Annotated in this window: 15 protein-coding genes; 9 read left to right on the top strand and 6 right to left on the bottom strand. The window is 72.2% G+C overall.

Annotated features, from left to right (window positions below):
* Nucleotides 1-4 precede the first annotated feature (4 nt).
* The gene (locus ACH41F_RS06765; protein WP_391232000.1) at nucleotides 5-1,528 is read right to left on the bottom strand and encodes a carboxyl transferase domain-containing protein; all 1,524 of its coding nucleotides are present in this window, start codon (nucleotides 1,526-1,528) and stop codon (nucleotides 5-7) included.
* A gap of 242 nt (nucleotides 1,529-1,770) precedes the next feature.
* The gene (locus tag ACH41F_RS06760; protein ID WP_398833518.1) at nucleotides 1,771-2,307 is read right to left on the bottom strand and encodes an AAA family ATPase; all 537 of its coding nucleotides are present in this window, start codon (nucleotides 2,305-2,307) and stop codon (nucleotides 1,771-1,773) included.
* Nucleotides 2,308-2,540: 233 nt separating this feature from the next.
* Here ACH41F_RS06760 and ACH41F_RS06755 point away from each other — a divergent pair, with 233 nt between their 5' ends.
* Nucleotides 2,541-3,113, top strand: coding sequence for a dihydrofolate reductase family protein (locus ACH41F_RS06755; protein WP_391232003.1), 573 nt, complete (start codon nucleotides 2,541-2,543; stop codon nucleotides 3,111-3,113).
* Between the two features lie 201 nt (nucleotides 3,114-3,314).
* Here the strand turns inward: ACH41F_RS06755 and ACH41F_RS06750 are convergent, their stop codons facing one another.
* Nucleotides 3,315-4,181, bottom strand: coding sequence for a fructosamine kinase family protein (locus tag ACH41F_RS06750; RefSeq protein WP_391232004.1), 867 nt, complete (start codon nucleotides 4,179-4,181; stop codon nucleotides 3,315-3,317).
* A 23-nt stretch (nucleotides 4,182-4,204) separates the two neighbouring features.
* Nucleotides 4,205-4,648, bottom strand: a complete 444-nt coding sequence (locus ACH41F_RS06745) for a GNAT family N-acetyltransferase (protein WP_398833515.1) — start codon at nucleotides 4,646-4,648, stop codon at nucleotides 4,205-4,207.
* Between the two features lie 100 nt (nucleotides 4,649-4,748).
* On the opposite strand from ACH41F_RS06745, the gene ACH41F_RS06740 reads away from it, so the two are divergent.
* The 3 genes from ACH41F_RS06740 to ACH41F_RS06730 all read left to right on the top strand — a co-directional run bounded on the left by ACH41F_RS06740 (nucleotide 4,749) and on the right by ACH41F_RS06730 (nucleotide 7,090).
* Entirely contained in the window at nucleotides 4,749-5,384 is a 636-nt protein-coding gene (locus tag ACH41F_RS06740; RefSeq protein ID WP_391232007.1) for a YciI family protein, read from the top strand.
* Between the two features lie 4 nt (nucleotides 5,385-5,388).
* Nucleotides 5,389-5,961 carry a GNAT family N-acetyltransferase gene (locus ACH41F_RS06735; RefSeq protein ID WP_398833513.1) on the top strand — a complete coding sequence of 191 codons (573 nt, stop codon included), beginning with the start codon at nucleotides 5,389-5,391 and terminating at the stop codon, nucleotides 5,959-5,961.
* A gap of 169 nt (nucleotides 5,962-6,130) precedes the next feature.
* Nucleotides 6,131-7,090: an expansin EXLX1 family cellulose-binding protein gene (locus ACH41F_RS06730; protein ID WP_391232009.1), complete on the top strand. Its 960-nt coding sequence runs from the start codon at nucleotides 6,131-6,133 to the stop codon at nucleotides 7,088-7,090.
* A gap of 15 nt (nucleotides 7,091-7,105) precedes the next feature.
* Here ACH41F_RS06730 and ACH41F_RS06725 read toward each other — a convergent pair whose 3' ends face one another.
* Entirely contained in the window at nucleotides 7,106-7,750 is a 645-nt protein-coding gene (locus ACH41F_RS06725; protein ID WP_391232010.1) for a TetR family transcriptional regulator, read from the bottom strand.
* 92 nt (nucleotides 7,751-7,842) lie between these two features.
* On the opposite strand from ACH41F_RS06725, the gene ACH41F_RS06720 reads away from it, so the two are divergent.
* The 5 genes from ACH41F_RS06720 (at nucleotide 7,843) to ACH41F_RS06700 (ending at nucleotide 13,132) form a co-directional block, all read left to right on the top strand.
* Nucleotides 7,843-8,904 carry an oxygenase MpaB family protein gene (locus ACH41F_RS06720; RefSeq protein ID WP_398833510.1) on the top strand — a complete coding sequence of 354 codons (1,062 nt, stop codon included), beginning with the start codon at nucleotides 7,843-7,845 and terminating at the stop codon, nucleotides 8,902-8,904.
* A gap of 216 nt (nucleotides 8,905-9,120) precedes the next feature.
* On the top strand, nucleotides 9,121-10,356 hold the full coding sequence (locus tag ACH41F_RS06715) for a cation:proton antiporter (protein ID WP_391232012.1): 1,236 nt from the start codon (nucleotides 9,121-9,123) through the stop codon (nucleotides 10,354-10,356).
* Between the two features lie 219 nt (nucleotides 10,357-10,575).
* Nucleotides 10,576-10,830, top strand: coding sequence for a DUF3040 domain-containing protein (locus tag ACH41F_RS06710; RefSeq protein WP_391232013.1), 255 nt, complete (start codon nucleotides 10,576-10,578; stop codon nucleotides 10,828-10,830).
* Between the two features lie 86 nt (nucleotides 10,831-10,916).
* Entirely contained in the window at nucleotides 10,917-11,819 is a 903-nt protein-coding gene (locus ACH41F_RS06705) for a PfkB family carbohydrate kinase (RefSeq protein ID WP_391232014.1), read from the top strand.
* A gap of 248 nt (nucleotides 11,820-12,067) precedes the next feature.
* Nucleotides 12,068-13,132: a P1 family peptidase gene (locus ACH41F_RS06700; RefSeq protein WP_391232015.1), complete on the top strand. Its 1,065-nt coding sequence runs from the start codon at nucleotides 12,068-12,070 to the stop codon at nucleotides 13,130-13,132.
* Nucleotides 13,133-13,156: 24 nt separating this feature from the next.
* Here ACH41F_RS06700 and ACH41F_RS06695 read toward each other — a convergent pair whose 3' ends face one another.
* Nucleotides 13,157-13,735, bottom strand: a complete 579-nt coding sequence (locus ACH41F_RS06695) for a hypothetical protein (protein WP_391232016.1) — start codon at nucleotides 13,733-13,735, stop codon at nucleotides 13,157-13,159.
* Between the last annotated feature and the right edge of the window lie 46 nt (nucleotides 13,736-13,781).

Below are 13,781 nucleotides of genomic sequence, written 5' to 3'. Positions count from 1 at the left end.
GGTGTCAGAGGGGGATGTTGCCGTGCCGCCGTTGCGGCAGGTGGGCGCGCTTGCTGCGCAGGGCGCGCAGGGCGCGGCAGATGTGGTGCCGGGTCTCGCGCGGGGCGATGACGGCGTCGACGTAACCGCGCTCGGCGGCGAGGTAGGGCGTGCCGTGGGTGCGCTCGTAGGTGGCGATCAGGTGGGCCCGCAGCGCCTCGGGGTCCTCGGCGGCGGCCAGTTCACGCCGGTGCAGGACACCCACCGCGCCCTCGGCGCCCATCACGGCGATCCGGGCGGTCGGCCAGGCGAGGTTGACGTCGGCCCCGAGGTGCTTGGAGCCCATCACGGCATATCCGCCGCCGTACGCCTTGCGCACCACGACGGTCACCTTGGGGACGGCCGCCTCGGCGTAGGCGTACAGCAGTTTCGCGCCGCGCCGGATGATGCCGCCCTGCTCCTGGCGCAGCCCGGACAGATAACCGGGCACGTCGGTGAAGGTCAGCAGGGGAATGCCGAACGCGTCGCAGAACCGGACGAACCGGGCCGCCTTCTCGGAGGCGTCGATGTCGAGGACGCCGGCCAGGTGCAGCGGCTGGTTCGCCACGACACCGACCGACTGACCTTCGACGCGGGCCAGGGCGCAGATGATGTTCGGCGCGAACAGCTCCTGCACGTCGAGCAGTTCGCCGTCGTCGACGACCGCCCGCAGGATCTTCCGCATGTCGTAGGCCTGCCCGAGCCGGTCCGGGACGATCGAGTCGAGCGGCTCCCCGGCGGGTGCGTCACCGGGCGCGTACTGCGGCGGCCGCTCCATGTTGTTGGCCGGGAGATACGACAGCAGGTCGCGCACGGTGTCGAGGGCGTCCTCCTCGTCGGCGGCGAGGAAGTGGGCGTTGCCGTTGACCGTGTTGCTGGTGCGGGCGCCGCCCAGGTCCTCGGCGGTGGTGCGCTCGCCGGTGACCGTCTCGATGACGTCGGGCCCGGTGACGAACATGTGCGAGGCGCCGTCGACCATCACGGTGAAGTCGGTGATCGCGGGCGAGTAGGCGGCGCCGCCCGCGCAGGGTCCGAGCACCACCGAGATCTGCGGGATGACCCCGGAGGCCTGGACGTTCCTCCGCACCAGCTCGGCGTAGAGGGCGAGGGAGGTGACGCCCTCCTGGATGCGTGCGCCGCCGGAGTCGTTGAGGCCGATGACCGGACAGCCGGTCTTCAGCGCGAGATCCATCAGGGCGACGGTCTTCTCGCCGAACGCCTCTCCCATGCTCCCGCCGAACACCGAGGAGTCCTGGGCGAACACGCACACCTGGCGGCCGTCGACGGTGCCGAACCCGGTGATCACCCCGTCGCCGTAGGGGCGTCGGCCGTCGTCGCCCGTGGACCGGGCCCGTACGAACAGCCCGGTCTCGGTGAAGGACCCCTCGTCCACGAGCCGTTCGATCCGCTCGCGGGCCCCGAACTGTCCACGTCTCCTCGCGCCGCCTCCCGTCGCCTCCTTCGCGCGCCGGCCGAGATCGGCGATGCGCTCGGCGGTGTCGCCCCGCATGTCCGCGGCCCTCTGCTCCGGACCGGATGTCGCAGCCCCTTGTGTCACAACCACCTCCGAAGTGGTTGTCGAATATGGCAGCGTGCCGACCGGGGCCGCGACGAATCACCGGCGTCTTTGGGGTAGTTGAGTCATCGACCGCACAATTTCATCCCGGCGTGACAAGGCCCGCCGACCTTCAGGACCCGTTCGAGGTGTGGCCCGTGGTGCTCAACGCCCGCCGATGGTCTCGACCCGCCGCCTCAACCAGCGCCCCCGACCTGCGCATCGAGGCCGGACGCGCGCATCACTCGGTCGATCGTCACCGTGAGCGGGCTGCTCGCCGGGACCACCGTCTCGACACGACCGGGAAGGACGTCCAACGGCCGGTACCACGACCGCAGTTCGGTCGGACCCACCACGTCCGCGATGGCTTTGGTGGCGTGCCGGACAAGGGTCTCCTCGAAGGGGACGTCCAGGTAGAAGCAGTGGGCGCGGTCACGGTAGTCGGCAACGAGCCCGGCGAGCATGTCGCCGTAGTGCGCCGCGTACAGGATGCCCTCGAGCACGGTGTGGAAGCCGTGTTCGAGGGCGTGCCGCACCGTCAGGTCGATCAGGCCGATGTTGGCGCCGCCGGGGATATCGCGCTCGCGCAGCACCTCACGGCGCAGGGTGTCCTGGCTGACCAGGGCGACACCGCGGCCGTACCGGGCCCGCACCCCGGCGGCCACCGAACTCTTGCCGCTCGCGCTGTTGCCGCGCAGGACGATCAGGCGGGTGGGGGAGAGGACCGTCGTCACCTCGGGGACCCTACCGCTCGGGCGCCCCGGGTCCGTCGGTCCCGGCGCGGAGGAACTCGTGCACGCCCGCGAAACGGCTGGTCATCGGGGCTGGTGTCGGTGGGTGGTCGTCTCCTTGGCCGGTCGCGAGCGGGTGCCTGTGGTGACGAGTGTCTGTCGGACCGATGAGTATGGCCGCCACGCCAGGTCTACATGCGGTGAGACCAGTCGGAGGAAGACCACAGGAGGTCGGAGTGTCCAGATCAGTGCTCGACATGTCGGTGTCGGTCGACGGGTACATCGCCGACACCGAGGATTTCCTCGGCGGCGTCGACGGCGAGCGGCTGCACAAGTGGGCCGACGCCGACGGGGAGTCCGGCCGGCCGTCCGGGCCGGCCGCGCAGTTCCAGGACGAATGGAATGCGGCCGGCGCGGTGCTCGCGGGACGGCGGACCGCCGAGCTCATGGACCACTGGGGTGGTGATCACGGTGGTCTGCCGATCTTCGTGCCCAGCCACCGCCCGCCCGGCCCGGCCGCCCGTTGGGGCTATCCACTGGTGACGTACGTGACCGACGGGATCGAGAGCGCGATGGCACAGGCCAAGGCCGCGGCCGGAGACAGAGACGTGCAGGTGCGGGGCGCGTACACGGCGCAGCGGGCGCTCGAGGCCGGGGTGCTGGACGAGGTGCAGATCCATCAGGTACCGGTGCTGCTCGGGCGCGGCCGTCGGCTGTTCGACGTGTTGCCGTCGGAGATCGAGTTGGAGATCGTCCGGGTGATCGACACACCGCAGGCCACCCACATCCGCTACCGCGTCCGTCGCTGAGCGCACCGACAGACGATCTTGAGTGTGGGCGGTCGCCCGTGACCGGAACGAGTACGCGATCACCGAGCCGCACCCCCCCGTGATCAGCAACTTCGGTGGCACAAGCTGCACATGTTGGTGCCGGGCGGACGCCCTGTCACGCCCAGACCACCTCACCCGGCACCGACGCCACCCGCGTGGCACGCCACCGTGGAACACCGCTCAGCGCCCGGTCAGGAGTTCCCTGGCCGTGCCGAGGGCCTGCTCGGCGTAGGCGCGCCCGAAGAGGACGGCGTGGACCAGCAGCGGGAAGAGCTGGTGGAGGCCGACGCGCCGCTCCCAGCCGGGGGCGAGCGGGGTGACGTCCTGGTAGCCCTCCAGCACCTCGGTGAGGTGCGGGCAGCCGAAGAGCGCCAGCATCGCGAGGTCGGTCTCCCGATGCCCGCCGTGTGCCGCGGGATCGATCAGCCACACCTGGCCGTCGGCGCCCCACAGCACGTTGCCGTTCCACAGGTCCCCGTGCAGCCGCGCCGGCTCCTCGTCCGGGCCGGCCAGCTCGGCGAGGCGCTCGCAGACCCGCTCCACCACGGCCGCCTCGTCGCGCAGCACGGTCCCCCGGTCCGCGGCAGCGCGCAGATACGGCAGCACCCGGTGCTCGGCGTACCACCGGGGCCAGTCGTCACCAGGCACGTTCCGCATCGGGGCCCGTCCGATGAACGCCTCGGCCTCACCGCCCGGCGGCGGCGCACCGAAGGCCGGAGCGCCGGACGCGTGCAGCCCGGCCAGCGCCCGCCCGAACCGCAGCGCGGCCTCGGCCCCGGCCCGCCCCTGCGGAACGGACCCGGTGACCAGCCACCGCCCCTCCACGCCGTGCACGGCCGGCACCCGAACCGCCCCCGCACCGGCCAGCCACTCCAACCCCGCGGCCTCGGCACGGGCGGCCTCCGCGCTCCCGGCGTCCTTGACCACCACCGGCCCTTCGTCGACCGAGACCTCGGTGACCGTCCCCGACAGCGGCCTCCGCGCCGTCACCGCGCGCCCGGTGACCCGCGCGGCGACCGCCTCCGGCCCGTCCTGTTCCTCGCGCACCGCGCCCTCCGATCAACCGGCCCTCAGGCGGCCGGCTCACGCACCATGAACACGTCCACCGGGTCCTCGGACTCGACGGTGAACCCGTGCCGCTCGTACAACCGCCGCGCCGCACCGCCCTGGAGCACGTTCAGCCGGACCGGCAGCCCTTCGCGGTCGCACCGCTCGAGGAGCAGCCCCAGCACAGCCGATCCGATGCCGTCGCCTTGCAGATCCGGCGCCAGGTAGAAGTGTTCCAGCCAGTACGCGTCCTCGGCCGGCCGCAACGCCACGCACCCGGCGAACGCGCCGCCCACCTCGATGACCCAGGTCTGCTCGGGTTCGAAACCGTCCCGCAGCCGCTGGCGCACCCGGTGCTCGTCGTAGCGCCCGAGCCGTTCCAGATCGGGCCGCATGACCACGGCACGCAGCTCGACGACCGCCTCGACGTCGGCCGTCGTCGCCGGTCGCACCTTCCAGTCGGCCATGATCACCACGTTACGGTAATGCGCGTGCGTCCGCGGTGCGCGGGTCGCTACGATCCGGCACCGCCGACCACGGCGTACGCGAGAGCTTCCAGGGGGCGTCATGGAGTACTTCTTCTACTGCCGGGACCGGCAGGGATCCATGCCGCTGCGCATGGAACTCAACGAGGATCACTGGGCGTTCATGGACCGCTACGTCGACGTGATGATCGCCCGCGGTCCTACGCTCACGGCCGACGGCGAGGGCGTGACGGGCAGCATGCACATCGTCGACCTGCCCGACGCGGCCGCCGCGCGGGAGTTCGCGTTCGACGAGCCCAACCACCGGGCGGGCGTCTACAGCGAGGTGATGATCCGTCGCTGGCGGAACGTACTGGGCCGCACGATGTGGGAGTTCACCGGCGCGCGTGCCGGCCGGCCCCGATTCCTGGTGATCGCCCACGGCAAGCCCGACGCCACCGGGGCGTCCGACCGGCAGTTGGCGGAGCAGCACCGGTATCTCGTCGACGGCTACCGTCACCACCTCATCGCCTACGGCCCGTTGCTCTCCGAGGACGGAACCGGGTGGAGGGGTACCGCCCTGCTCGTCGAACTGCCGGACCGCGGCGCGGCGGAGGCCCTGATGGCGGAGGAACCTTGCGCCCGCGACGGGCTGTACGAGCGTGTGGAGATCCACGACTGGCGGTTCGGTGGCCGCCCCGTCGACGAGGACGACGACCCGCACTCCGAGGGATCGTGACGCCATGACCATCGAGGTTCGCCCGGCTTCGGTCTTCGAGGACGTCCGTCTCGTGATCGGGCCGAAGTCGCCCGCCGCGTCCGTCTGCTGGTGCCTGAGCTACCGCATCCCGTCCAAGCTCAACAACGAGCTGCGCGGCCCGGCCCGCGGCAGTTTCGTCGCCGAGCTGTGCCACGCACAGCCCCCGCCGGGCGTGCTCGCCTACGACGGTGACGAACCCGTCGGGTGGGCCGCCGTGGCACCGCGTTCGGAGACCACGTTCGCCCGCAACCGCAAGATCCCGCACGTCGACGACCTGCCGGTGTGGTCGCTGTGGTGCATCCGGGTCCGCCCCGGACACCGTAAGCAGGGGATCTCGCACGCCCTGATCACCGGCGCCGTGGACTTCGCCCGCTCGCACGGCGCGCCGGTCGTCGAGGCGTACCCGCTCGACAACGGCGACGCCCGGGTCGACCTGACCATGGCGTACGCCGGCATCCGCAAGAACTTCGAGCGTGCCGGATTCGTCCACGCCGCGGACACCACGTCCGTGCTGGCCGGTCATCCGCGGATCCTGATGCGGCTCGACCTGCGCTGACGGCCATCGGCATGGGGCGCCTCCGCGGACATGCGGCGGCGGGCGGCATTTCTCCCGACGCGGGGCGGCAACCTTCCCGGTTCCGGCGGCCACTAAGGGGGCGGAGGCCCTCTTGCCGGGCCTCGTACGCCCAGCACGCGTGCTGCCGAACCATGTAAGGACCTCATCCGTGGCGTCGTCCCCTTCCCACCGCCGTCGTCCCGACCGGCAGGGCACCACCTGGGTGGTCTCCGCGATCGTCGTCGCGGCCGTCGCCCTCGTCGCCTCCCTCGTCGTGGCCTTCGCCCCTGACGACGGAGGCGAGGCCACCGCGTCGTCGGCGAGCGTCGAGGCACGGGCGGCGTCCACCTCGCCCGACGAGTCGCCCGCGACGGCGTCCCCCAGCGCGTCGGCCTCGAAGAGTGCCGCCCCCTCGAAGTCCCCGAGGACCACCCCGTCGCCGTCCGCGAGCACTCCGAAGGCCAAGCCCTCGACCACCACGCCCCGACGGACGTCCACCACCGTGGCACCGACGGCCGGACGCGTCCGCCCCGGCGTCACCTACCAGGGCAAGGCCACCTTCTACGACACCGGGAACGGCGACGGCGCCTGCTCCTACGGCCCCACCGCCGACGTCATGACCGCGGCGATGAACCACACCGACTACGAGACCTCCCAGGCGTGCGGGGCGTACGTGCGCGTGCGCGGAGCCGACGGTGCCACCGTCACGGTGCGCATTACCAACGAGTGCCCGCTGCCCTGCGCCCCCGGCCAACTCGACCTCAGCCCGCAGGCGTTCGCCAAGCTCGCCACCCCCTCGCGCGGCGAGATCCCGGTGACCTGGACCCTGTTGAGCCCCGCCACGTCCGAGAAGATCGCGATCCGCTACAAGACCGGCTCCAGTCAGTACTGGTGCGGTGTCCAGGCCATCGGCCACCGCAATCCGGTGGCCCGCCTGGAGGTTCGCACCAGCGCCGGCTGGACCCGGCTGGCCCGCACCGAGTACAACTACTTCCTCTCCGAGCAGGGCGCCGGGTGCGGGGGAGCGATCCGGATCACCGACATCTACGGCGAGCAGCTGACGGTCGAGGGGATCGCCGTGCGCCCGGGGGTCGCGCAGCCGACGGGGGTCCAGTTCGCCGCCCACTGAGCCCGGGCCGCGCGGTCAGCGTGACGGCCCCAGCGCGCCGAGGATCAGCCTGAGCTGGCCGGTCAGTTGGGGCACGTCGAACCTGCCGGGGTCGGTGAGCGCGATCCGCCCGAAGTGCTCCGCGCAGGCGACGAGGGCGTGCGCGAGGACCCGTGGGTCGAGTCCCGTGTCACCGTCGGCGAGCAGCAGCGAGATCCACCTCTCGACCAGCAGCCGGAACCGTTCCCGGTCCGCCTCGATACGGTCGCGCACGGCGGCCGGCATGTTCCCCGGCGGCAGCAGGATCAACCGCCAGGTGTCGGGGTCCTCGTGGAGCATGCCGGCCATCCTGCGCACCGCCTCGGAGCCGAACGCGGCCGGGTCACACAGGTCGCCGACGTCGGGAACGGTCTCCAACAGCCGGGCGTAGGCACGCTCCTGCTCCCGGTCGAGCAGTGCGAGGAGCAGGGCGTCGAGGTTCGTGAAAGCGCCGTAGACCACCGACCGGGCGACACCGGCCCGCTTGGCGACGGCGTCGATCGACACCCGGTCGTAGCCGTCGTCGACGATCACGGCCAGGGCCGCGTCGAGCAGCTGCTCCCGGCGCTCCTCCATCGGTACACGCGGGGCGTAGGGCCGCCGCCTGCGCGGCCGGTCCGACGCATTCGTGGTCGCTGACACCTTGGCAGTTTACGACACCCGTGTCTTAATTTACGACAGCAGTGTCTTAATCGGTCGGCGGCCCACGCCGCGCACGCACAGGGAGCGGCTCCATGGCGAGGTTCATGCGCGACGAGGTCCAACCGCACGAGGACTACGGCTTCTTCGGCCCGGGCTCGGTGGTGTGGAAGGTCTGGAGCTATCCGACGGCACCCACGGTGGGCTTCCAGCGCGCGGTGGTCGTGGAGGAACTCGACCCGCCCCTGGTGGCCGCCGTCCACCGCACCCAGGGCATCTACCAGCGCGCCCGCACGCGCTACGACCGGACGTTGCGCTACTTCGCCATGGTGGCCTTCGCCGGCACCCGCGAGGTGTGCAGGGCCGCCGACATCCTGGTCAAGGTCCACTCCAAGGCGATCGGCCAACTCCCGTACGGCGGCGGGACCTACGACGCCAACGACCCGGCCTCGCAGCTGTGGATCCAGCTCACCGGCTGGCACTCGATCCTCTACGCCTACGAGAAGTACGGCCCCGGGAAACTCACCGCGCGGGAGGAGAGCGAGTACTGGGAGGCCTGCGCGGTCGCCGCGGAACTGCAGACCTGCTCCCCGGACGACATCCCCCGCACCCGCGACGGCGTCCGGGCCTACTTCACGCGGATGCGCCCCCAGCTCTCCGCCAGCCCGATCGCCCGCCAGGCCATGCACCACCTCCTGAGGACCGAACTCGTCCTGCCGCCGGTGCCCTGGTGGGCGAGGCCGGCTCGCCATGTCGTCGCGAGGGCCCAGCGCACCGCCACGATCGCCACCATGCCGCGCTGGATGCGTGAGATGGCCGGCATCCGGCAGTCCCGCCTCCTCGACCTCCTCATCGTGCCCGTGATGAAGGCGTCCTTCGCCCTCGCCCACCTCAGCCCGACCCTCGAACTGCGCCTGCTGGGCCTGCTGTCCCCCTCCACGGTCCCGGTGATCGCCCCCGTCAAGCTCGGTGTCCCGCCGCGCACCGCGGAGGTCCTGACCCCGGCCCAGGCCCGCGACCGCCACGGTTACGCCAGACCCGCCGAGGCACACCTGGAGTTCCGCGCCCGCCAGGCCACCCGTGTCTTCGGCGACGGCAAGGCCCCGAGCGACCAGGGGCTGATCGAGTCCCAGGAGATCCTCGGCCCGCTCGCGTGACCTGACGCGCGTCGGCTCACCCGCGGAAATGGGTGACGACACGGATGGTCGGGGGGCGGGAGCCATGTCAGCGTGGAGATCGCGCCGATCGGGCCGGTGGTGACACCCGGCCCGGGCGCGGTCCCCGAGAACGCCGACGCACCACAAGGAGTACCTGTATCCACCCCCGCCATGTGACGCAGCACCGATCCTTCTCCCCGCGGAGGGCGGTGACCCGTGGGACACGCTGACACCCTCCTCGCCCTGGGCGGCGCCTTCCTCGCCGCCGCCCTGCTCGCCCGCCTCGGCGGCCGGATCGGCCTTCCGACCATCCCCCTGTTCATGCTGGCCGGCATCCTGCTCGGCCCGCACACCCCGGGGATCGTCCTGGTCCAGGACGCCCACGACTTCGAGATGCTCTCCGCGCTCGGACTGGTGCTCCTGCTGTTCTACCTGGGCCTGGAATTCCACCTCGACGACCTCAAGAACGGCGGCAGGCGCCTGCTGGCGGCCGGCGGCATCTACCTGCTGCTGAACGTCGGCGCGGGGCTCGGCTTCGGCTTCGCCCTCGGATGGGGCGCCCGGGAGGCCCTGGTGCTGGCCGGCGTGCTGGGCATCTCCTCGTCCGCGATCGTCACCAAGATCCTCATCGACCTGGGCCGCCTCGGCCTCCCCGAGACCCGTCTGATCCTGGGCGTCATCGTGGTGGAGGACATCTTCCTCGCCCTGTATCTCGCGGCCCTCCAACCAGTCATCGGCGGCGCGCAGGGCGCCGGCGACGTGCTGGGGCAGGCGGGCAAGGCCTTCGGGTTCCTGCTCGTGCTCGCCGCCGCGGCCCGCTACGGAACACGGCTGGCGGGGCGCCTGGTCGCGACCCGCGACAACGAACTGCTCGTGATCAGCTTCCTCGGCGCGGCGGTCCTCGTCGCCGGGATCTCCGAGGTGCTGGGTGTCGCCGACGCCATCGGCGCCTTCATGGTCGGACTCATCCTCGCCGGAACCCCGTCCGCCGCGCGCATCCGCCGGCTCGTCCACCCCTTGCGCGACGCCTTCGCGGCCATCTTCTTCTTCGCGTTCGGACTGGCCATCGACCCCTCCGTCGTCGTGAGCGTCGCCGGGCCGGTGGCCGCGGCGGCGGCCCTGACCGTGGCCATGAACGTCGTCGCCGGCCTCCTGGTGGCCCGCCTGTACCGCTACGGCCCCGAGCGCGCCGCGGACATCGCCACCACCCTGGTCGCCCGCGGCGAGTTCGCCCTGATCCTCGCCGCGATGGCGACCAGCGCGGGCCTCGACGACCGCCTGGCACCGTTCGTCGCCGGGTACGTCCTGGTACTCGCCGTCCTGGGCCCTGTCGTCGCGGGCCGCGCGGAACTCCTGGCCCGGGCACTGACGTTCATAGGTGCTCCGACCGCGGCCAGGCCACCGGTGCCCGACGCTTGTTTGCACGGGTCGACGACCAGGGAAAATGCATAGAGGGCCGGCCGGCGCGAGCCGGTACGCCCCGTTGACCGCGCTCTGCGCTCTCACCGCTTGTACCGTGTCACCGGCCGGCCGGCCGCTCGCCCAGCCGCGCCGAGCGTCGTGGCTGCCTGGACCGCGTCGCACACCTGTCCGCGCCGGACCCGACCCCGTTCACGGCAGACGCTGCCCCGCTCGTCGCGGACCGGCGGTGCATGGCGCGAAGGAGGAGTCATGCCCCGATCCGAGGACGAGCGTCCGGTCGTACGGGAAGCGCGGTGCGCGTGCGACGATCCACGCCTGGCCAGGGCGATGAGCGTCGGACGCCTCCGCCGACCCCGCGAGTACCGTCGTTTAGGGACCTGGTGGGCGCTGGTCGCCGCCACCGCCGTCCTCGTCGGCGGGGTGGTCCTGGCCCAGGGGCTGCTCATCGCCACAGGCCTGGTCGGGGCCGGTCTGGCGGCGCGGCTGATCGACCCGCCGGACTGACCCCTGCCAGGCCGGCTGGTGAGGCGGGACAGGTCGGCGCCGCCAGTTCGTACACTGATCACCCGCACCGGTGGCAGGAGGCGAGCGTGAGCGAACCGCTGGCGAACCGACGCCCTGAAGGCCTGTTCGTGGGTCTGTGCACCCTCGACGTCGTCCAGCTCGTGGACCACGTGCCCGCCGCCGACGAAAAACTGACGGCTTGTCGACAAGTCGTCGCCGCGGGCGGCCCGGCGGCGAACGCGGCCGTCGCCTTCCGTCATCTGGGCGGCGCGGCCCGGCTGTTGACCGCGGTCGGCTCCCATCCGCTGGGTCTCGCCGCCGTCGAGGACCTGCACGCGTGCGGCGTCACCGTGTCGGACCTGACACCCGACTCGACCGAACCCCCGGCGGTCTCCTCCATCATGGTCACGGCGTCCACCGGACAACGCGCCGTCGCCTCCACCAACGCGACGGGCCACCGCCTCACCCCGCCCGGCGACCTCGACGCGCTGGTGGCGTCCTGCGACATCGTCGAGTTCGACGGCCACCACATGCAACTCGCCCTGCACGCCGCCCACATCGCCCGTGCCCTCGGCCGCCCGACCGTACTCGACGGGGGCAGTTGGAAGGACGGTACGGAGAGCCTGCTGCCGTCGATCGACGTCGCCGTCTGCTCGGCCGACTTCCACCCGCCCGGCACGACCACCCCGACGCAGACCCTGCGCTTCCTGCGCGACCGCGGAGTCGGCTGGGCTGCGGTCTCCCAAGGGGCGGCGCCCCTCGTGTGGTTGGGTCCCGACGGCGAGGGCGGCACCGTGGACATCCCGCCCGTCCCCGTCCAGGACACCCTCGGCGCGGGGGACGTCCTCCACGGCGCCCTCACCCACCACCTCGCACGCCAGGGCCAGTTGACCCCGGCGGCCTTCGCCGAGGCCCTGCGCGCCGCGGCCGGCGTCGCCTCGCGGGCCTGCGCCTCCTTCGGCACCCGCGCCTGGATGCGAGGCGGGTAGAGCCGACGGCTCCGCCCGACCGGAGGCACTGCGCCACGCCGTACATCCGTCCAAGCACCGCCGGTCTTCTTCCATGGACGTGATCCGGCGCCGTGTGTGAGCAGACCACGAGCCGCAGGTCAGCGCGCCCGCGACGAGTCGCGGCTGCGCGTGCCGGGCCCGCCACCTGCCGTCGCATGACCCCGCAGCCGTAGGGGACCCTGACCGGCATTCCGGCACCTGCCACCGCTTTGGCTACTGTGCCGATCATGCGCCCCTCCGGTCCCTCCCTCTCCTCGCCCCCGCCCGGCATCCCACCCCGGGCCCGTGACCTCGGACTGGGCGTCGGTGACCTGCCCACCGGGCCGTTGAACGCGGTCACGGACGTGTCCGGCATCCGGGTGGGGCACACCACCCTGATCGAGCCGCCCCGCGTGCACAGCGGTGTCACCGTGATCGTGCCCGAGGGCGTGGGCCCCGCGAGCCCGCTGCCCGCCGGGGTCTTCGCGGGCAACGGCTACGGCAAACTCCTCGGCGGTACGCAGATCAGCGAGCTCGGCGCCCTGGAGACCCCCGTCCTGCTCACCTCCACCCTGTCCGCCTTCCGTGCCGCCGACGCCCTGGTCGGCTGGATGCTCGGCCGTCCCGAGGCGGCCGGCGCGCGGAGCCTGAACCCGGTGGTGGGGGAGTGCAACGACGGGCTGCTGTCCGACATCCGCTCGCGTCCGGTGCGCGAGGAGCACGTGCGCGCCGCACTGGAGACGGCACGCGGCGGGCCGGTGGCCGAGGGCTGTGTCGGCGGCGGCACCGGACTGACGGCGCTGGGCTTCAAGGCCGGCATCGGCACTTCCTCCCGCCGCCTCCGCCTGGCGGGTCAGGACGTCACTCTCGGAGTTCTGGTGCAGGCCAACTTCGGCGGCACGCTCCGCGTCCTGGGCCGCACGGTCACCCCCGCCGACGTCGGACTGCCGGTCCCCGACCCCGTTCCCGACACGGGTTCCTGCATGATCGTGGTGGCGACCGACGCACCCCTGGACGCCCGGCAGCTGACGCGTCTGGCCCGGCGCGCCGTCTACGCGCTGGCCCGGGTCGGCGCCGGCTACGGCCATGGCAGCGGTGATTACGGGTTGGCCCTCGGAACCCGGCCCCTGGGGACTCCCGCGGGCCCGGCCGTCGTGTCCGACGACGGCCTCGACCCCCTCTTCGTCGCCGTTCTCGACGCGGTGGAGGAGGCTGTCCTCAACTCCCTGCTGTCCGCCACCCGCATCACGGGCCCGGGGGGTCACACGCGGCACCCGCTGCCCGCGGACCGGCTGCTCGCCCTGCTCGGGTGATCAGCCGGTGATGGGCGACAGCGGTCAGCGCATCCGCGGGTTGAGGGCGATCAGACGGTCCCGGAAGCCGGGGTCGGGCCGGTTGGGCTCCAGTTCGCCGGTGGTCGGGTTCAGGTAGCCCCAGTCGCCCTCGCGGCCGGCGCCGCACACCATCAACGTCAGCGTCCTGCCGGGTGCCTGGATGTCCGTGACCTCGTGAAAGGTGCTGAGCGGCACCTCGTTCGTGTCGCCCGCCATATGCACCTGGGTCTCGGTGACGACCTGGCCGTCGACCACCTCGTAGCGCTGCTCGGTGTAGCCGCCCGCGAGAATGTGCGCGGTGAACTCCCACGGGTGGTTGTGGGGCCGCGACTTCTCGCCGTCGCGCAGGTCGGGGGCCATCCACAGGTTGACCTTGACGGTGCGGCCCTCCTCCCGGCGCAGCACCGCCTCCGCCTTGTAGCCCACACCGTCGGAGTCGGGAACGAGCAGCCACCGGTCCTCGGACGTGAACTCGGCCCAGGTCAGGGACTCGTCCGGCGTGAACCGCGCGAGCCCGTCGACGGTGGCGTCGAAGAGCTCCTCGTCGACGGTCAGCCCGGGCACGACCCGAACGGTCCGCATGTCTTCTCCCCGCGTAGAACGACATTGACCTGTGCAGGCTATCGGC

This window comes from Streptomyces sp. NPDC020489 (assembly GCF_044386545.1).
GTDB lineage: Bacteria > Actinomycetota > Actinomycetes > Streptomycetales > Streptomycetaceae > Streptomyces.
The sequence above is the reverse complement of the archived record's forward strand: the minus strand, read 5'-3'. Positions and strand labels throughout refer to the sequence as shown.